Origin of the sequence: Brevundimonas diminuta (assembly GCF_050310045.1) — a bacterium.
GTDB classification, from domain to species: domain Bacteria; phylum Pseudomonadota; class Alphaproteobacteria; order Caulobacterales; family Caulobacteraceae; genus Brevundimonas; species Brevundimonas diminuta_F.
In genome coordinates this window covers 471206-490421 of sequence record NZ_CP190005.1, presented here as the reverse complement: position 1 = coordinate 490421, position 19216 = coordinate 471206, and the positions used below count along the sequence as shown (strand labels likewise).

Annotated in this window: 18 protein-coding genes; 16 read left to right on the top strand and 2 right to left on the bottom strand. The window is 67.0% G+C overall.

Features of this window, described 5'->3' with window-relative positions; genetic code table 11:
• Window positions 1-110: 110 nt before the first annotated feature.
• Genes ACORJG_RS02380 through ACORJG_RS02325 form a run of 12 tightly spaced genes read left to right on the top strand, consistent with a single transcriptional unit; the run spans window position 111 to window position 9836 of the window.
• Window positions 111-2120 carry a methyl-accepting chemotaxis protein gene (locus ACORJG_RS02380; protein ID WP_427791295.1) on the top strand — a complete coding sequence of 670 codons (2010 nt, stop codon included), beginning with the start codon at window positions 111-113 and terminating at the stop codon, window positions 2118-2120.
• The gene (locus tag ACORJG_RS02375; RefSeq protein ID WP_427791293.1) at window positions 2120-2401 is read left to right on the top strand and encodes an STAS domain-containing protein; all 282 of its coding nucleotides are present in this window, start codon (window positions 2120-2122) and stop codon (window positions 2399-2401) included. Before ACORJG_RS02380 ends, ACORJG_RS02375 begins: the two co-directional genes overlap by 1 nt.
• Complete coding sequence (locus ACORJG_RS02370) at window positions 2398-2763, top strand: response regulator (RefSeq protein WP_346528800.1); 366 nt, start codon at window positions 2398-2400, stop codon at window positions 2761-2763. Before ACORJG_RS02375 ends, ACORJG_RS02370 begins: the two co-directional genes overlap by 4 nt.
• A 24-nt stretch (window positions 2764-2787) precedes the next feature.
• On the top strand, window positions 2788-5100 hold the full coding sequence (locus tag ACORJG_RS02365) for a chemotaxis protein CheA (RefSeq protein ID WP_427791291.1): 2313 nt from the start codon (window positions 2788-2790) through the stop codon (window positions 5098-5100).
• Window positions 5101-5104: 4 nt separating this feature from the next.
• A complete protein-coding gene (locus ACORJG_RS02360) occupies window positions 5105-5587 on the top strand; it encodes a chemotaxis protein CheW (RefSeq protein ID WP_427791289.1) in 483 nt (160 codons plus the stop codon).
• Window positions 5584-6450 carry a CheR family methyltransferase gene (locus tag ACORJG_RS02355; protein ID WP_427791287.1) on the top strand — a complete coding sequence of 289 codons (867 nt, stop codon included), beginning with the start codon at window positions 5584-5586 and terminating at the stop codon, window positions 6448-6450. Before ACORJG_RS02360 ends, ACORJG_RS02355 begins: the two co-directional genes overlap by 4 nt.
• Complete coding sequence (locus ACORJG_RS02350) at window positions 6447-7484, top strand: protein-glutamate methylesterase/protein-glutamine glutaminase (RefSeq protein ID WP_427791285.1); 1038 nt, start codon at window positions 6447-6449, stop codon at window positions 7482-7484. The genes ACORJG_RS02355 and ACORJG_RS02350 overlap by 4 nt, the downstream gene beginning before the upstream one ends.
• Before the next feature lie 8 nt (window positions 7485-7492).
• Window positions 7493-7882, top strand: coding sequence for a response regulator (locus tag ACORJG_RS02345; protein WP_427791284.1), 390 nt, complete (start codon window positions 7493-7495; stop codon window positions 7880-7882).
• A complete protein-coding gene (locus ACORJG_RS02340) occupies window positions 7879-8427 on the top strand; it encodes a chemotaxis protein CheD (RefSeq protein ID WP_427791282.1) in 549 nt (182 codons plus the stop codon). The genes ACORJG_RS02345 and ACORJG_RS02340 overlap by 4 nt, the downstream gene beginning before the upstream one ends.
• A 1-nt stretch (window position 8428) precedes the next feature.
• A complete protein-coding gene (locus tag ACORJG_RS02335) occupies window positions 8429-8794 on the top strand; it encodes a hypothetical protein (protein ID WP_427791280.1) in 366 nt (121 codons plus the stop codon).
• Between the two features lie 2 nt (window positions 8795-8796).
• A complete protein-coding gene (locus tag ACORJG_RS02330) occupies window positions 8797-9384 on the top strand; it encodes a response regulator (protein ID WP_427791278.1) in 588 nt (195 codons plus the stop codon).
• Window positions 9381-9836 (top strand): chemotaxis protein CheE, encoded by a 456-nt coding sequence (locus ACORJG_RS02325; RefSeq protein WP_427791276.1) that lies wholly within the window; start codon window positions 9381-9383, stop codon window positions 9834-9836. Before ACORJG_RS02330 ends, ACORJG_RS02325 begins: the two co-directional genes overlap by 4 nt.
• A gap of 28 nt (window positions 9837-9864) precedes the next feature.
• Here the strand turns inward: ACORJG_RS02325 and ACORJG_RS02320 are convergent, their stop codons facing one another.
• The gene (locus ACORJG_RS02320) at window positions 9865-10479 is read right to left on the bottom strand and encodes a response regulator (protein ID WP_427791274.1); all 615 of its coding nucleotides are present in this window, start codon (window positions 10477-10479) and stop codon (window positions 9865-9867) included.
• 181 nt (window positions 10480-10660) lie between these two features.
• Between ACORJG_RS02320 and ACORJG_RS02315 the strand changes: the two genes are divergently transcribed.
• The 3 genes from ACORJG_RS02315 to ACORJG_RS02305 all read left to right on the top strand — a co-directional run bounded on the left by ACORJG_RS02315 (window position 10661) and on the right by ACORJG_RS02305 (window position 15327).
• Window positions 10661-12031, top strand: coding sequence for a DcaP family trimeric outer membrane transporter (locus tag ACORJG_RS02315; RefSeq protein WP_427791273.1), 1371 nt, complete (start codon window positions 10661-10663; stop codon window positions 12029-12031).
• Between the two features lie 35 nt (window positions 12032-12066).
• Window positions 12067-14004, top strand: a complete 1938-nt coding sequence (gene acs / locus ACORJG_RS02310; RefSeq protein WP_427791271.1) for an acetate--CoA ligase — start codon at window positions 12067-12069, stop codon at window positions 14002-14004.
• A gap of 264 nt (window positions 14005-14268) precedes the next feature.
• Window positions 14269-15327, top strand: a complete 1059-nt coding sequence (locus tag ACORJG_RS02305) for a CaiB/BaiF CoA transferase family protein (protein WP_427791269.1) — start codon at window positions 14269-14271, stop codon at window positions 15325-15327.
• 140 nt (window positions 15328-15467) lie between these two features.
• Here ACORJG_RS02305 and ACORJG_RS02300 read toward each other — a convergent pair whose 3' ends face one another.
• A complete protein-coding gene (locus ACORJG_RS02300; RefSeq protein ID WP_427791267.1) occupies window positions 15468-17039 on the bottom strand; it encodes a GNAT family N-acetyltransferase in 1572 nt (523 codons plus the stop codon).
• Window positions 17040-17231: 192 nt separating this feature from the next.
• Between ACORJG_RS02300 and ACORJG_RS02295 the strand changes: the two genes are divergently transcribed.
• A complete protein-coding gene (locus tag ACORJG_RS02295) occupies window positions 17232-19208 on the top strand; it encodes an oleate hydratase (protein ID WP_427791265.1) in 1977 nt (658 codons plus the stop codon).
• Window positions 19209-19216: the final 8 nt, after the last annotated feature.

The following is a 19216-nucleotide window of genomic DNA, read 5'->3' as shown; positions in this document are numbered from 1 at the left end:
CCGCGACCGTCCCTGGCAATGACCGTCCAGTGCAAATGCTCAGGCCTCTCGGCTTGAGAACTACATTGTTTCTCAAGAAAATCTTCACAGTGCGGAGTTATGTGAAAGTCATGCTGAGCGATCTCAAGATTGAGAAGAAGCTTATGGCGGCCTTCGCGGTCGTGATCTTGGCCATCGCCGCTATGGGCGCGACAGTCTTTCTGCAGATCAATGCTCTGGACGCCGCGCGGCTGGATCGGTCGCGAGCGGGCGAGGTTCAGCGTGAGGCCGAGAATGCGCAATTCTATCTGGCGCGTCAGGAAGCCAGCTATCGCGGTTTCCTGGTGTCGCGCGACCCCTATTACCTCCAGCGCCTGAAAGAGCATCGCCAGAGCTTCGACAAGAGCCTGGATCAGGTCGCCCGGCTGGACCGGGACAGCGCCGCGACGGTGAGCGCTGTCCGCGCCGCCGCCGATCAATGGAACACGCAGGTGGTTCAGCAGGGACAGGCCCTCGTTGCGGATCAGGCCGGCTGGATGAAGGCCATCGCCATGGTCGGCCGTGATGGCGACTCGGATCGCTTCATCGATCCGGCGGAACAGGCCCTTGAGGGGCTGGTCGAGAAGAAGGTTCAGGAAAGCCGTGGCTACGCCGACACCCAGATAGCAGTCGCACGCACCGCACGCATGGTGCTGATCGGCGGCATGATCCTGGCTCTGGCGATGGCCGCCGCCATGGCGATGATGCTGAGCCGCACCCTGGCGCGGCCGCTGACGGCGATGACGGCGGCGATGAAGCGTCTGGCCTCGGGCGACAGCACAACTGCGGTGCCCGCGATCGGCCGCAAGGATGAGATCGGCCAGATGGCCGCCGCCGTGCAGACCTTCAAGGAAGCCGCCCTCGCCAAGGGCGCGCTGGAGGCCGAGGCCGCAGCCCAGCGTCAGGCCGCCGAGGCCGAACGCGCCCGCGCCGAGGCTGAAAAGGTCAAGGCCGCCGAAGAAGATCGCATCGCCATCACGGCCCTGGCCCAGGGACTGGACGCTATGGCGCATGGCGACCTGACCTATCGCATCGATGTCGATTTCGCACCGAAGGCGGCGCAGCTGAAGGCTGACTTCAACGAAGCCATCATCCGGTTGGAGAAGGCGATCGGCGCGGTCACGACCAATGTCGCGGCGATCCGGTCGGGCTCGGGAGAGATCAGTCAGGCGTCCGACGACCTGTCGCGCCGCACGGAACAACAGGCGGCCAGTCTGGAAGAGACGGCGGCGGCTCTGGACCAGATCACCACGACGGTGAACCGCACCGCCGACGGCGCGCGTCAGGCCGCCGATGTGGTGCAGCGGGCGCGCGGCGAGGCCGAGGCGTCCGGCCTGGTGGTGGGCGAGGCCGTGGCCGCCATGACCGCCATCGAACAGTCGTCGAACCAGATCGGCGCCATCATCGGCGTGATCGACGAGATCGCCTTCCAGACCAATCTGCTGGCTCTGAACGCCGGGGTCGAGGCGGCGCGTGCGGGCGACGCCGGGCGCGGTTTCGCCGTCGTGGCGTCGGAAGTCCGGGCGCTGGCCCAGCGTTCGGCCTCGGCGGCCAAGGAGATCAAGGCCCTGATCTCGGCGTCCAGCCGTCAGGTCGAACAGGGCGTCAGCCTGGTCGGTCGTGCAGGCGAGGCCCTGAGCCGCATTGTGGCCGAAGTGGCCGAGATCAATGATCTGGTCTCGGAAATCTCGGCCTCGGCGCAGGAGCAGGCGACCGGCCTGCAACAGGTCAACACCGCCGTGAACCAGATGGATCAGGTCACCCAGCAGAACGCGGCGATGGTCGAGCAATCGACAGCGGCCAGTCATTCCCTGACACAGGAAGCCGATGTGCTGGCGGCGTCGGTGGCGCACTTCAAGACGACCAATGCGGCGACGCCTGTCCGTGCAGCGGTGAAGAAGACGGCGGGCAAGACTGCGGCGCCGGCTCTGGCGCCTGCGGCGACGCAGAAGACGGCGGAGCCCGATATGGCGAACGACCCGGCGCCGATGGTCCGCACGCCGCGTCCCGTCGCCGAGACGGTGGCGGCGCTGCGCACCATGGGACGCGGCGGCGCGGCCCTGAAACCTGAAATCATCGAAGACGGCTGGGAGGAGTTCTGATGACGCAGACGGTCGTTCTGGAGTCTGTTCTGGACCTGCGCGCGGCGGGACCGCTGAAGGCGGATCTGCTGGCGGCGCGCGGAGGCGATGTCGTGCTGGACGGTTCGGCGGTCGAGCGCCTGGGCGGCCTGTGCCTCCAGGTGCTGCTGTCGGCGCTGCGCACATGGCGCGCTGACGGTCATGTTTTGACGTTCGTCAATGTTTCCGAAGCTTTGGCAGGCCAATGGAGCGCATTCGGCGCTTCACCTTCCGACCTTTCCGCACAGGACGCTGCACAATGATCAAGACTGTTCTGACCGTCGACGATTCACGCACCATGCGCGACATGCTGATGCTGGCGCTGAAGGATGCGGGCTATCGTGTCGTTCAGGCCGAGGACGGCGTCCACGGTCTGGAGGTGCTTCAGGCCGAGAATCCCGACATCGTCATCACCGACATCAACATGCCGCGCATGGACGGCTTCGGCTTCATCGAGGGGATGCGGGCCGACCCGGCCTTCAGCGCCGTGCCCGTGCTGGTCCTGACGACGGAGAGCGACGCCGCCAAGAAGCAGCGCGCCCGTGAGGCCGGGGCTACCGGCTGGATCGTCAAACCGTTTGATCCCGTGCGTCTGGTCGACGCTGTGCGCCGCGTGGCGGCTTAAAGGAAAAAGGGGGCGCGTTCGGCTATGAGCGACGATCCGTTCGAGGCGATCAAGGCGACGTTCTTTCAGGAGTGCGAGGAACTGCTCGCCGATCTGGAAAGCAATCTGCTGACGCTTGAGTCCGGCTCGACGGACATTGAGGTCATCAACGCCGTTTTCCGGGCTGTTCATTCGGTCAAGGGCGGCGCCGGGGCCTTCGGGCTGGAAGACCTTGTGCGGTTCGCCCACGTCTTCGAGACGCTGATGGATGAACTGCGCTCGGGCCGCAAACCGTGCGACGAGCCGACGGTGAAGACCCTTCTGCGCGCCGCCGACGTACTGGCCGACCACGTCGCCGCCGCGCGCGGCGCCGGCCCGGCTGTCGACCCGGCTCGCTCGGCCGGTCTGGTGGCCGAACTGGAGATGCTGACCCACGGCGGCGCCGCTCCGGTCGCGACCGCTGAATTGGAAGAAGACGACTTCGGCTTCACCCCGGTGGCCATGGACCTGGGGGCGTTCGAGGCCCCGGCCGGGCTGCCGGACCTGCCTGATCTGCCGCCCTTGCCTGATCTGGCCGCGCTGGCGCCGCTGTCTGATCTGTCGGCGCCGAGCGCATCGCAGGGGTGGAGGGTCGTCTTCCGCCCCCACCCGCGCCTCTACGCCAGCGCCAATGAAACCGGCCTTCTGCTGCGCGAACTGGGCCGACTGGGTCCGACGCGCGTGCAATTGGACGACAGCGGCGTGCCGTTGCTGGACGCGCTGGAGCCGACCGACAGCCATCTGATCTGGACGATCGAACTGGACGGCGACGCCAGCGAGGCCGCGGTGCGCGAGGTCTTCGACTTCGTGGAGATGGACTGCGACCTGAGCGTCACGCCGCTGGGTGATGCGGCGCCGGTCGAGGCCGCGCTCGCCGCCGTGGCGGGCGAGGATGACAGCGACGCTTCGGCCCTAGCCCGCGCGGCGTCGTCGGAACTGGATATCGCCGCCCTGCTGGCCTCGGTCGGCGCCGCGTCGACGGAAGCGCCTGCCCCTGTCGCCGCAGCGCCTGTAAGCGCCCCTGCGCCTGAATCTGCCGCGCCGCCGCAGCCGGTCAAGCCTGGGCCTGCGCCGACCGCTGCGGCGCCTGCCGCTTCGTCGCCCCCAGCCGCCGCGCCCGTGACCATCCGCGTCGATCTGGAGCGCGTGGACCGCCTGATCAATGCGGTCGGCGAACTGGTCATTCAGCAAGCCATGCTGGCCCAGCGCGTGACCGAAAGCGGCTTGGCCCGTTCGTCCGACATCGGCCTGGGTCTGGAAGATCTCGAACTGCTGACGCGCGAGATTCAGGACAGCGTCATGGCCATCCGCGCCCAGCCGGTGAAATCGGTGTTCCAGCGGATGCCGCGCCTGGTGCGCGAGGCGGCCGAGGCCACCGGCAAGAAGGTCAAACTGGTCACCTCGGGCGAGGACACCGAGGTCGACAAGACTGTGATCGAACGCCTGTCCGATCCCATCACCCACATGCTGCGCAACGCCATCGATCACGGACTGGAAAGCCCGGAAGACCGTCTGGCGGCGGGCAAGCCGGCCGAGGGCACGGTGCGCCTGGCGGCCCTGCACCGTTCGGGCCGGATCGTTATCGAGATTTCCGACGACGGCAAGGGCATCAACCGTCCGCGCGTGAAGGGCATCGCCGTCGAGCGCGGCCTGATCGCCGAGGATGCGGTGCTGTCAGACGACGAGATCGACAACCTGATCTTCCTGCCCGGCTTCTCGACCGCGACCGAGGTGTCGGACCTGTCGGGGCGCGGCGTCGGCATGGACGTCGTGCGTCGCTCGATCCAGTCGCTGGGCGGGCGTATCTCCATCAGCTCGATTCCGGGCAAGGGCTCGACCTTCACCCTCAGCCTGCCGCTGACGCTGGCGGTGCTGGACGGCATGGTGGTGGGCACCGCCGAACAGACGCTGGTCGCGCCGCTGGCCGCCATCGTCGAGAGCCTGACGCCGAACGAGGCCGACATCCATTACGTCGGCGGCGTCGACCCCGTGCTGCGCTTCCGCGAAGCCTTCGTGCCGCTGGTGGATGTGGCGCAGGTCATGGGCTTCCGCGACGCCCCGACGCCGCTGAAGGGCGGGGTGGTGATGATCGTGGAGACGGAAAGCCGCCAGCGCGCCGCCCTGTTGGTCGACGCCATTCACGGCCAGCGTCAGGTCGTCATCAAGAGCCTGGAATCCAACTACCGCCACGTCGAGGGCGTAGCCGCAGCCACCATTCTGGGCGACGGCCGCGTGGCCCTGATCCTCGATATCGACGCCCTTGTTACGGCAAAACGCACCCTATCCCCGTCACGTTCCGACCTGCAGATGGCGAGCTGAAACCATGACAACCATTGAGCAAACACTGACCCCAAACGTTACCGGAACCGATCGCGAACTGATCGCCTTCCGCATCGGCGAACAGGAATTCTGCGTCGACATCATGAGCGTGCGCGAGATCCGCGGCTGGACCCCGGCCACGCCGCTGCCGCGCTCGCCCGCCTATATGAAGGGCGTCATCAACCTGCGCGGCGTGGTGCTGCCGATCATTGATCTCGGCGCGCGCTTTGGTCTGGCCACGAACGAGCCGACCGAGCGACACGTCATCATGGTGGCTCATGTCGGCTCGCGCCTTGTCGGCCTGCTGGTCGATGCGGTGTCCGACATCGTGCAACTGTCGGACGCCGCCATCCAGCCGACGCCGGACGTGGCCAGCGAACAGGTGAAGTCCTTCGTCAAGGGCATCTTCGCCGTCGAGGGCGGCCGCATGATCAGCCTGATCGATCTGGATCACGTTCTGCCGGAAAGCGAGGCCGAAGCCGCATGACGACCGTCGCCGGGCGAGAAGCTCTGGTCGAAGGCGAGTTCGTCTTCACGGCCGAGGATTTCCGCCACATCGCCCAGACCCTGCACGCCCACGCAGGCATCGCCCTCAGCGAAGGCAAGGCGGCGCTGGTCTATTCGCGCCTGGCCAAGCGCCTGCGCCTGCTGGGCCTGCGCAGCTTCCGCGACTACTGCGCCCTGATCGACGGGGCGGAGGGCGTGGACGAGCGTCAGGCGATGATGGCGGCCCTGACCACCAACGTCACCCGCTTCTATCGCGAGCCGCACCACTTCGATCACCTGCGCGACAAGGTCATGCCGGAACTGGCCGCGCGGGCGCGGGCGGGTGGACGCGTGCGCCTGTGGTCGGCGGCCTGCTCGAACGGGCAGGAGCCGTATTCAATGGCCCTGACGGTGCTGGACGTCCTGCCTGAGGCGGCGGAACTGGATGTGCGCATCCTGGCCACCGACATCGACCCCAATATGGTCGCTGAGGGCGCGGCTGGCGTTTATTCCGAAGACCTGCTCGCCCCGGTCCCGGCGGCGTCGCGCAGGCATTTCGAGCCGGTTGCGGGCGCACCCGGCCGGTTCAGCGCCGATGCGGCGCTGCGCCGTCTGGTGACGTTCAAGGAGTTGAACCTGATCGGCGACTGGCCGATGCGCGGGCGATTCGACGTCATCTTCTGCCGCAACGTGGTCATCTATTTCGACGACGCCACCCAGGAACGGGTATGGAGCCGCTTCGCCCCGATCATGACGCCCGGCGGCGTTCTCTACATCGGTCATTCCGAGCGGGTGACGGGACCGGCGGCGAAGGTGCTGCAGCCTGCGGGCCTGACCACCTACGTCAAGGAGGGCGGGGCATGAGCGCCGTCTCCGTCCTGGTGGTGGACGACAGCGCCACCATGCGCAGCCTGATCAGCGCCGTCCTGCGCCGCGATCCTGAGATCAATGTGGTCGGCACGGCCGCCGATCCGCTGGAGGCGCGCGCCAAGATCAAGGAACTGAACCCCGACGTCATCACGCTGGATGTCGAGATGCCCAATATGAACGGGCTGGAGTTCCTCGAGAAGATCATGCGGCTGCGGCCCATGCCGGTGGTCATGGTCTCGACCCTGACGCAGGCGGGGACCGACGTGACCCTGACGGCGCTGGAGGTCGGGGCCGTCGACGCCGTGGCCAAGCCCGCGCCGGGCGTGCCCGCCGCCGAGGCCTTCGCCGATCTGGCCGAAAAGGTGAAGGTGGCGGCACGCTCGCGCGTGCGCCCGCTGGAAACACGCACGGTCAAGGGGCATGAGGGCGCCTATCACGCTAATCCCGATCATGTGCTGGCGATCGGGTCGTCGACCGGCGGGGTCGAGGCCCTGCTGACCATTCTGTCGGCCTTCCCTGCCGACTGCCCGGCGACGGTCATCACCCAGCACATGCCCGCCAGCTTCACCCGCAGTTTCGCCGCCCGTCTGAACAAGGCGTCGGCCGCTACGGTCACCGAGGCCGAGGATGGCGCGCCGCTGAAGCCGGGACATATCTATCTGGCGCCGGGCGGCGAGACGCATCTGGCGGTTTCGGGCGCGCGCTGCCGTCTGATCGCCGCCGCCCCGGTCAACGGGCATCGGCCGTCGGTCGATGTGCTGTTCGGTTCGGTCGCCCAACTGGGCCGCCCGATGACGGGCGTCATCCTGACCGGCATGGGCAAGGACGGAGCCAAGGGGCTGCTGGCCATGCGTCAGGCGGGCGCCCGCACCCTGGGCCAGGACGAGGCGTCCTGCGTCGTCTACGGCATGCCGCGCGCCGCCTTTGAACTGGGCGCTGTCGAGCGCCAGCTGCCCCTGTCCCGTATGGCCCCGGCCATTCTTGAAAGCTGCGCCACGCGCGCGGCCGCCTCTTCCTCTGTCGCGTAAGGACGTCCATGCCCGCCGCTTCCGCCATCCGCACCCTTGTCGTCGATGACCAGCTGACGATGCGCTCACTGATCCGCGCCAGTCTGCAACAGATCGGCGTGCGCGAGATCGAAGAGGCGCCCGACGGCGAGGCAGCCCTGCGGTCGCTGCTGGTCCAGCCGGTGCATCTGGTGATTTCGGACTTCAACATGCCGAACCTGGACGGTCTCAGCCTGCTGCGCGCCATCCGGGCGCACCCGCCGATCTCAAAGACCGCCTTCATCATGCTGACCGGCCGGGCCGACCGCGAATTGGTCCAGCGCGCCGTGCAGTTCGGCGTGAACAACTATCTGGTCAAACCCTTCACCACCGCCCAGCTGAAAGAGAAGCTGGAAGCGGTCTTCGGCCCGCTGACGTGACCGGCGCGGCCGCTCAGCAGCCGGTCGAGCGGCGCGTGCACGTGGGGCAGGGCGATCACTATGTGTCGTCCGATCCCGACGTCGTGCTGACGACTGTGCTGGGCAGCTGCGTGGCCCTGTGCCTGCGGGATCCGGCGGCGGGGGTTGGCGGGATGAACCACTTCCTGCTGCCCGAAGGCGCGGGGGCGGACGCTGGGGCCAGCCGCCGGTATGGGGCCTATCTGATGGAAGTGCTCATCAACGACGTGTTGAAGGCGGGCGGTCGGCGCGAGCGGCTGGAGGCCAAGCTGTTCGGCGGGGGGCGTATGTTCGACGCCCTGACCGACATCGGCGCGGCCAACGCCGCCTTCGCCGAGCGTTTCATGGCCGATGAGGGCATCCCCGTCGTCGGCGGCAGTCTGAGAGGCGCCGGAGGGCGTCGACTTCATTATTGGCCGGTAAGCGGCCGGGCGCGGCAACGCGCGGTGACCGATCAGGCGGCCCTGCCGTCCTCGACGCCGCGCACGCCGCCTCTGGCCAGCGCCGGGGATCTGGAGCTGTTCTGATATGGCCGAGACAGACCATCGCGACCTGCTGACCGCCATGGCGGCGGAACTGGCGGACATCCGCGCCGAGATCGAGGCGACGGGCGGGCTGGTGTCCGAAGTCCTGCGCCAACTGCCGCCCGCGACGCGGCTGGGCTATCTGACGCGCAGCCAGACGTTCGACGTCCTGACCCAACGAGTCGAGGCGCTGTCGGGTCTGGCGCGAGCCGTGGCAGAGGATCAGCCGATGGATACCGCCCTGGCCGCCCTGCCGCTGGCTGAGATGGCCGAGCGGATGCAGGAAACGGCTCATCGCGCCCGACGCCCCGCTGTGGATGCGGACGACGACGAACCCGCCCGGGCGGCGGGTGAACTGCACCTGTTCTGACCATGACCGAAGACCGCATCAATCTGGAGCAGTCGACAGTCCTGCTGGTGGACGACACGCCGCAGGCGCTCGACATGCTGGGTTCGATCTTTCAGGGCTTCGGCGTGCGCGAGCAGATCAAATGCCCCTCGGCCGTCGAGGCGGTGAAGGTGCTGCAACAGCGTCCGGTCGACCTGATCGTCATCGACTGCGCCGACCCCGAGATGGACGGCTACGCCTTCACCCGCTGGCTGCGTCGCGAGACGCCCGCGCCCATGCGCCACACGCCGGTGATCCTGCTGACGGGCCATGCCTCTCAGGCCAAGGTGCAGGAGGGGCGCAACTGCGGCGTCAGCTTCGTCATCACCAAGCCCCTGACGCCTGCGGTGCTGCTGAAGCGCATCCTGTGGCTGGGCGCGGATGAGCGTGAGTTCGTCGAGTGTGAAACCTATGTCGGCCCTGATCGGCGGGTGCGCAATTTCGGTCCGCCGGTGGGCATGCCCGGGCGCCGCAAGGGCGACCTGTCGGCCCATGTCGGCCACGCCGTCGAAGAGAATATGGATCAGTCGGACATCGACATGCTGTTGAAGCCGCAGAGGGTGTCGCTGTGACCGAAGGGCCGAAGATCGAAAAGATCACGACGGCTCTGGCCCGGCAGATGGCTCAGCCCGGCGGCCGGACGCTGGTCGATGTCGAGCGCCGCGCGAAGGAGCGGCTGGTCCGTCACAAGGGCGAGGTGATGGCCGAGATCGAGACCGCCATCGCCGCACTGGAAGGGCTGTGCGCGGCGCGGCCGGGTGGTGCGTCTGCCGAGGTCTATCGACTGGCGTCGCGGGTGCTGGATCTGGCGGGGTTCTTCGACACCGGGCCGCTGTTCGACGCGGGCTACAGTCTGGCGGACGTCGCCGACCGCATGGCCGTCGCCGACGCCTGGGACTGGCCGTCGGTCGAGGTTCACGTTCAGGCGCTGCGGCTGATCCTGAACGGCGGCTGCGAGCGCAACCCGGCGACGGACCGGATGCTGGCGGGTCTGAAAGCCGTGGCCGTCAAGAGCCGAAGCTAGCGTCCTTCTCTCCTTGTGAAAGAAGGATTCAGAGGTCCAGCGACTGCGCCAGGATCACCGCCTGGGTCCGGTTCTGGACGCCCAGCTTGCGGAAGACGCTGGTCAGGTGCGCCTTGATGGTGGCCTCGGTGACGCCCAGGTCGAAGGCGATCTGCTTGTTCAGACGCCCGACCTTCAGCCCCTCCAGAATCCGCAGTTGCGACGGCGTCAGGCTGGCGATGCGGGCCTGAAGATCGGCCTCTTCCTCGCCCGCCGCCTCGACCTCCGGCGCCCATGTCTCTCCGTCCAGGATGGCCCGTATGGCCTCGACCATTTCAGGCAGGGCGGCCGATTTGGGGATGAAGCCCGCCGCCCCCAGCGACAGCACGCGGCGGATGGTCGGCGCCTCTTCACTGGCGGAAACGACAGCGACCGGCACCGCTGGATGATCGGCGCGGATCAGGGTCAGGCCCGTCATACCGTCCACGTCCGACAGCTTCAGGTCCAGAAGCAGCAGATCGACCGCACCCTCGGACAGGGCGACCTGCGCCTCGGCCAGACTGGCGCATTCGACGATCTGCGCGCCTTCGGACGCCTTTTCGACGGCCGACTTCAACGCCGCGCGAAACAGGGGGTGGTCGTCGGCGACGACGATGCGATCCATGAGGGTCCTTCCCACGCGCGGTTCTTGTTCGTCGGCCGCGTCGCGACGACACCATGCCGCGCCTCGACTTTGGTCGAAACTAGACGAATGGCTAATGGCCGCAAACCCTGACCAAGCGGAATGCTGGCGTCCTGAAGCCTGCGACAGACAGGCTCGGAACAACGGTCTGGGAGGACCACGCATGGGAAGCTGCCGTTTGTTCGGCGGCGTGGCTGCGGCCGCGTTGCTGCTTGTCCCCGGCGCTGCACTGGCTCAGGACGCCAGCGCCGCGCTGGAAGCCCGTATCGCCCAGCTCGAAGCCGAGCTGAACAGCCTGAAGTCCGAAGTCGCCGCCGCCCGAACGCAGCAGGCCTCGCAAAATCAGGTAATGGCGCAGGACATCGTCCGCCTCGAAGCCCGCCCCGCGCCCCTCCCGGCGCTGGCGCCAACGCCCGTTTCCGACGCCCCACGTGAAGAAGGCTTCCGCATCGGCGACCACACGGTGAAGTTCGGCGGCTTCATCAAGACCGACTTCATGGCGTCGAAATATTCCGGCGGCGACCCGGCCAACGGCGACCCCTTGCGCGACTATCACCTGCCCGGCGCCATCCCTGTCGGCGGCGACAGCGAGGATGTCGCGACCGACTTCAACGCCCGCCAGACCCGCTTCTGGCTGACCACCGACGGCGTGGTCAGCGGCCACAAGATCGGCACGCGGCTGGAGATGGACTTCCAGACCCTGCCCGGATCGGGCGACCAGCGCACGACCAGCGGCTCCAACCCCGCCCTGCGCCGCGCCTTCGTCACCATCGACAACTGGCTGATCGGTCAGGAGTGGACCAACTTCCAGAACACCGCCGTCCTGCCGGAATCGGCGGACTTCGTCGGCGCGGCCGAGGGCACGGTCTTCGCCCGTCAGGCCCAGGTCCGCTATACGCGCGGTCCCTTCTCCATCGCGCTGGAGAACCCTGAGACCACCGTCACCCCCTTCGGCGGCGGCGCCCGCATCATCGCCGACGACAACAGCCTGCCCGACCTGACCGCCCGCTATGGGATCAGCCGTCCGTGGGGCGCGGTGCAACTGTCCGGCCTGCTGCGCCAGCTGAAGTATCAGGACCCGGCGACCAACGTGGATTCCACCGCCACCGGCTGGGGCCTGTCGGCCTCGGCGCTGTTCAAGGTGGGGGCGCAGGACGACATCCGCCTGATGTTGACCGGCGGCGAAGGCATCGGTCGCTATGTCGGGCTGAACTTCTCCAATGACGCTGTGCTGGACGCCTCGGGCGAGCTGGAGGCCATCGGCGTGATCGCAGGCTTCGCCGCCTATCGCCACGTCTGGGCGCCGGGCTGGCGCTCCAGCCTGATCTGGTCCACGCAGAAGGTCGACAACGATGTCGCCCTGACCGGCGCGGCCGCCAACCGCTCGGCCCAGAGCCTTCACGCCAATCTGATCTGGTCGCCGGTTGCGGCCTTTGATGTCGGCGCCGAGGTGATGTTCGCTGATCGCAAACTCGAGTCAGGACTGGACGGCGACATGACCCGTCTGATCCTGTTCGTGAAATACGGCTTCTAAGGCCGAACAAATAAAAGACCCTGGAGGAAAATCGCGTGTCTGATCCGGAAATCTATCCCGTCCCCGCCGAACTGGCCGCCCGCGCCCACATGGACCGCGACGGCTATGAAGCGGCCCGGATTCAGGCGCGTGAGACCCCGGACGCCTTCTGGGCCGAACAGGCCCGGCGTCTCGACTGGATGACCTTCCCGACCAAGATCAAGGACGTCTCCTTCAACAAGGCCGACTTCCGCATCCGCTGGTTCGAGGACGGGGTGCTGAACGTCTCGGTCAACTGCATCGACCGCCACCTGCCCGCCCGCAAGGATGAGGTCGCCATCCTGTGGGAAGGCGACGAACCGACCGACAGCGAAGCCGTTACCTTCGGCCAGCTTCATGAACGCGTCTGCCGCCTGGCGAACGTACTGAAGGCGAACGGCGTCCAGAAGGGCGACCGCGTCACCATCTATCTGCCGATGATCCCCGAAGCGGCCTACGCCATGCTGGCCTGCGCCCGCATCGGCGCGGTGCATTCGGTCATCTTCGGCGGCTTCTCGCCCGACAGCATCGCCGGGCGGATCGAGGACTGCGAATCCACCTTCGTCATCACCGCCGACGAGGGCTGCCGGGCGGGCAAACGCGTCCCGCTAAAGGCCAATGTCGACAAGGCGCTGGAAAAGGTCGCGGGCGTGAAGACCGTCGTCGTCCTGCGCCACACCGGCGCCGACGTGCCCTTCGTCGAGGGCCGCGATCTGGACTGGGAAGTCGAGACGGCCAAGGCCTCGCCCGACTGCGCGCCCGAGCCGATGAAGGCCGAAGACCCGCTGTTCATCCTCTACACCTCCGGCTCGACCGGAAAGCCCAAGGGCGTGCTGCACACCACCGGCGGCTATCTGTTCTGGGCCAGCTATACGCATGAGCTGGTGTTCGATTACCGTCCCGGCGAGGTCTTCTGGTGCACCGCCGACGTGGGCTGGGTCACGGGCCACACCTATGTCGTCTACGGCGCCCTGGCCAATGCGGCGACCAGCCTGATGTTCGAGGGCGTGCCCAACTATCCGACCGTCAGCCGCTTCTGGGAAGTCATAGACAAGCATCAGGTTGAGATCTTCTACACCGCCCCCACGGCCCTGCGCGCCCTGATGCGCGAAGGCGACGCCCCGGTGAAGGCCTCCAGCCGCAAGTCCCTGCGCCTGCTGGGCACCGTCGGCGAGCCGATCAACCCCGAGGCCTGGCGCTGGTATCACGAGGTCGTCGGCGAAGGTCGCCTGCCCATCGTCGACACCTGGTGGCAGACCGAGACGGGCGGCGCCCTGATCTCGCCCCTGCCCGGCGCCACGGACCTGAAGCCGGGCTCGGCGACGAAGCCCCTGCCCGGCGTCGAGCTTGAAATCGTGGATGCCGAGGGCGGCGTGCTGAACGGCGCGACCGAGGGCAATCTGTGCATCACCGACAGCTGGCCGGGCCAGATGCGCACCGTCTATGGCGACGACCAGCGCTTCTTCGAGACCTATTTCTCGACCTATCCGGGCAAGTATTTCACCGGCGACGGCTGCCGCCGCGACGAGGACGGCTACTACTGGATCACCGGGCGGGTCGATGACGTCATCAACGTCTCGGGCCACCGCATGGGCACGGCCGAGGTCGAGAGCGCCCTGGTCCTGCACGATGACGTGGCCGAGGCCGCCGTCGTCGGCTTCCCTCACGACATCAAAGGTCAGGGCATCTACGCCTATGTCACCCTGAACAAGGGGGTCGAGGCCACAGAAGACCTGCGCAAGGCCTTGGTCGCCCAGGTCCGCGAGGAGATCGGCCCCATCGCCGCGCCCGACGTGATCCAGTGGGCGCCGGGCCTGCCCAAGACCCGCTCGGGCAAGATCATGCGGCGCATCCTGCGCAAGATCGCCGAGAACGAACTGGGCGCGCTGGGCGACACTTCGACGCTGGCCGATCCGTCGGTCGTGGATGATCTGGTGAAGAACCGGGCGGCGTAAGTCCCTTCCCGCTCCGCTTCTTCTCTCCGTCATTCTCGGGCTTGTCCCGAGAATCCATAAACGGGCCCTTATGAGAGCGAGGCTCAACGCCATGTCCGGCTGACGTCGAGGTTATGGGTCCCCGGCACAAGGCCGGGGATGACGGAAGAGAGAGTTCCTGCCCGCTTCCACCTCGAAAACAGCTTCCGACAAACTCCCCCCGAAGAGGCGGTCCCGGACAGCGTAAGCTGGACGGGGCCGCCCGCCTCGGCTTCAGTGGCGGACATGAGCGGAACTCTCGACGGCCTGACCATCATCGAAATCGGCGGCATCGGCCCTGCCCCCTTCTGCGGCATGATGCTGGCCGATCATGGGGCTGAGGTGGTGCTGGTCCACCGCCCGGGCGCAGCGCCCGACCTGCGCGATCCCCTGAACCGCAGCCGCGCCTGTCTGGTCGAAGCCGACCTGAAGACGCCGGAGGGCGCCGCGCTGATCCGCGACCTCGCGCTCACCGCCGACGGCCTGATCGAAGGCTTCCGCCCCGGCGTGATGGAGCGTCTCGGCCTCGGCCCCGACACGCTGCTGGCCGACAATCCGCGCCTGGTCTACGGCCGCATGACCGGCTGGGGCCAGGACGGGCCGCTGGCCCCTGCGCCCGGCCACGACATCGACTACATCGCCGTCTCGGGCGCCCTGCACGCCTTCGGCCGGGCGGGCGAGAAGCCGACCCCGCCGATCAACATGGTCGGCGACTTCGGCGGCGGCGGCATGCTGCTGGCCTTCGGCATGGTCGCGGGCCTGCTGAAGGCCCAGCGCACCGGGCGCGGCGACGTCATCGACTGCGCCATGACCGACGGCTCCTCCCTGCTGATGAGCATGATCTGGGGCTTCCGCCAGAACCTGCCCGCGCCCCTGCCGCCCAGTCTGGCGTGGCGCGACGAGCGCGGAGTCAACCTGCTCGACACCGGCGCACCGTTTTACGAGGTCTATGAGACGCAGGACGGCAAATACGTCGCCGTCGGCGCCATCGAACCGGCCTTCTACATCGCGCTGATGCGGCTGACGGGACTGGGGAACGATCCCGACTTCGCCATGCCTTTCGACCCAGACCAATGGCCGAGGCTGAAGGACAAACTGGCCGCCGTCTTCCGCACCCGCACCCGCGACGACTGGTGCAGTGATCCCGACGCCCAAGCCGCCTGCGTGGCCCCCGTCCTGTCCATGACCGAGGCCCCCGACCACCCGCACAACCGGGCGCGCGAGGCCTTCGTCACCGCGCAGGGCGTGGTGCAGCCCGCGCCGGCGCCCCGGTTTCGCGACAGCCCGGCGAAGCGGCCGAAGTAGAAGGCAGGTCACAAATCCCGCTCACCCCGGCGGACGCCGGGGCCCAGTGCTTTGGCCCCAAACGCGCGGCATGAACAACAAGGCCTCGTGCGCGCGCTCTGACTGGATTCCGGCGTCCGCCGGGATGAGCGGAGGTAAGGTCACCCCCCGTCCGTCCACACCGTCTTGTAGAGATCGAACCGGCGGTCGCGCAGGTTCCGCACCGTCCCCTGCGCCTTGGCCCAGGCCAGGTCGGACAGGTCCAGGTCCGCCACCGTCACCGTCTCGACATTCTCGCTGGCCTCGGCCGCCACCCCGTCGCGCGCGAAGGGGAAGTCGCACGGCGTCAGGATGCACGACTGCGCATACTGGATGTCCATGTTCTCGACGTTGGGCAGGTTGCCGACATTGCCCGACAGGACGACGTAGCACTGGTTCTCGATGGCCCGCGCCTGCGAGCAATAGCGCACCCGCAGATACCCCTGCCGGTTGTCGGTGCAGAAGGGCGTGAACAGGATGCGCGCGCCCTCGTCCGCCAGACGCCGCGCCAGTTCGGGGAACTCGGAATCGTAGCAGATCATCACCCCGATCGGCCCGCAGTCGGTCGGGATGGCGTGGACGCGGTCGCCGCCCTTGATGTTCCACCAGTGGCGCTCGTTCGGCGTCGGGTGGATCTTCTCCTGCTCATGCACCGAACCGTCGCGCAGGAAGACATAGGCGACATTCTGGATCTCGCCGTCCTCGGTCCGCGTCGGGTGGGAGCCGCCGATGATGTTGACGTTGTAGCCGACCGCCAGTTCCCGCATCGCCTCGACGAAGCGCGGCGTATAGCGGGTCAGCGCCTCGATCGATTCCGCCGGGGTCAGCTTCTTCGTCTCCAGCGACAGGAGCTGAAGCGTGAACAGCTCAGGGAAGACCACGAAGTCGGCGCGATAGTCCGACACCACGTCGACGAAATATTCGACGTTGTCCATGAACTCGCCGAAGCTCTCGACCTTGCGCATCTGCAACTGGACGGTGGCGACACGCACCGTCTCCTTGACCGCAAAGGCCGCCCCTTTACCCGTCGCCTCGACATAGTAGGGGTTGCGCCAGACCCAGCGCGCCGCATGGCCCAGCGACGCCTTGTCCGATGGCAGATAGTTCAGCAGCACCCCCGCCGGCTCGAACCCCGAACGCTGGTGAAAGGCCATGATCGGGTCCTTCACCTTGCGGTCGCGCACCGCCTCGACATAGGCGTTCGGGTCAGAATAGGCTGAGCGCCTGCGCGCCAGCCCCGGCATCCGTCCGCCGAACACCACGCCCTTCAGGTTCTGCGCCTCGCACAGGTCGCGGCGCGCGTCGTACAGGCGCTGGCCGATGCGCAGGCGCCGCCGCGTCGGGTCGACGCAGACCTCCATCCCATATAGCCAGTCGCCCGCCGGGTCGTGCCGCGCCGCATAGCCGCCGCCGGTGATCTGGTCCCAGCTGTGCGGCCCCATGGCCGACTTTTCGTCGATGCGGAAGCTGGCGGCGTAACCGACGATCTCGCCTTCGAACTCGACCACGAACTGGCCGTCGGGATAGGCGGCGATCTGCCCGCGCAGCATCCCCGGCGTATAGGGCGGCATATCCTTGTAGACCCGCGCCACCAGGGCGTTGATCTCCGTCACATCGTCCATGCGGGCGTTGCGGATGGTCAGGACGGCAGGCTTGGCCGGTTCGGCGGGCGGGGCGGTCTGAAAATCAGTCATGACTCCCTAACGCGCGAGCTTGGCCGTTGGATCACTTAGAGCGGATTCATTGACCTCGCCGTCTTCTGGAAGCGGTGCTGCGGCATAATGAAATATCATATGATATTTGGATGTCGCTTGACATCTCACGTTCGCCGCACCTAGAGTGAACATCGTTCCACATGAGGCCATTCAGGCAGGAAAGGAATCGCCGTGAGTAAAGCCCCCTTCGCCGACAACATCGTGACGCTGGAGCCGCAGCCGGACGCCGCCCGCGAGTACTGGAGCAATACGACGGACAACACCGTCCCTCCGCCCGACATGGTCGGCGCCTATGTGCGCAACAAACCTCTGGCGACCGACGGGATCGAAGAGCGCAAGGCCTATGTGATCGGCAGCGGCATCGCCGGGCTGGCGGCGGCCTTCTATCTGATCCGCGACGGTCGGATGCCGGCCGAAAACATCACGATCATCGAGAGCCTGGACATCGAGGGCGGCTCGCTGGACGGCGCCGGAAACGCGCAGGACGGCTACATCGTCCGCGGCGGCCGCGAGATGAACTGGAACTACGACAACTTCTGGGACATGTTCCAGGACGTGCCCGCGCTGGAACTGCCCGAGGGCTACAGCGTGCTGGACGAATATCGTCTGGTGAACGACGCCGATCCCAACTATTCCAAGGCCCGCCTGATGCACAGGCAGGGCCAGATCAGGGACTTCTCCACCCTCGGCCTGACCAAGCCCCAGCAGTGGGAAACCTTCAAGCTGCTGATGATGCGCAAGGAAGATCTCGATGACGTAACCATCGAGGACTACTTCAGCGAAGGCTTCCTGCAGAGCAATTTCTGGTTCTTCTGGCGCTCCATGTTCGCCTTCGAGAACTGGCACAGCGCGCTGGAAATGAAGCTGTACATGCACCGCTTCCTCGACGCCCTGGACGGTCTGAACGACATGTCCGCCCTGGTCTTCCCGAAATACAACCAGTTCGACAGCTTCGTTAAGCCGCTGATCCGCATGTTGCGCGAACAGGGCGTGAAGGTGCGGTTCAACACCCGCGTCCACGACCTGGACATGACCGAGGAAGACGGCAAGCGCACCGTCGCCGCCATCCGTTGCAGGACGGACGGCAAGGAGGACGTCATACCGGTCGACCCGCGCGACCTCGTCTTCGCCCTGACCGGGTCGATGACCGAAGGCACGGTCTACGGCGACATGGACACGGTTCCAGAACTGGACCGCAGCACGCTGACCCCCGGCGAGGACAGCGACTGGGCCCTGTGGCGCAATCTGGCGAAGAAGTCGCCCATCTTCGGCAAGCCCGAGAAATTCTATGGCGATGTCGACAGGTCGATCTGGGAATCCGCGACCCTGACGTGCAAGGCCTCGCCCCTGGTCGAGAAGCTGAATGAACTGTCCGTCAACGACCCCTATTCCGGCCGCACCGTGACCGGCGGGGTGATCACCTTCACCGACTCCAGCTGGGTGCTGAGCTTCACCGCCAACCGCCAGCCGCACTTCCCCGACCAGCCCAAGGACGTGCTGGTGCTGTGGGTCTACGCCCTGCTGATGGACAAGGACGGCGACTATGTGAAGAAGCCGATGCCCGCCTGCACCGGACGCGAGATCCTGGCCGAGCTCTGCTATCATCTCGGCATCGTCGATCAGCTGGACGAGGTCGTCGCCAACACCAAGGTGCGCACGGCGCTGATGCCCTACATCACCGCCCAGTTCATGCCGCGCGCCGCCGGGGACCGGCCGGAGGTCGTACCCGAGGGCTGCACCAACCTGGCGCTGGTGGGTCAGTTCGTGGAAACGCGCAACGACGTGGTCTTCACGATGGAAAGCTCGGTCCGCACCGCCCGGGTCGCCGTCTACACCCTGCTGGGCCTTCCCAAGCAGGTTCCGGACATCGCGCCGACGCAATACGACCTGCGCACCATGCTGAAGGCGGCCCGCGCCCTCAGCAACAACGAGCCCTTCCCCGGCGAGCGCCTGTTGCATCGCCTGCTGGACAAGACCTATTTCGCCCATATCCTGCCGCCGATCCCCGAGCAGGAAGCCACGCTGAAGGCGAGGTTCGATGACGAACTGACCGGTCTGTTCGGCAAGGGCGCCCAGGCCCTGAAGACGGCGCAGGACTGGTATGACGACCTGAAGGGCAGCCTGCGCGCCAAGCGCGCCAAGGAATAGACGGATAG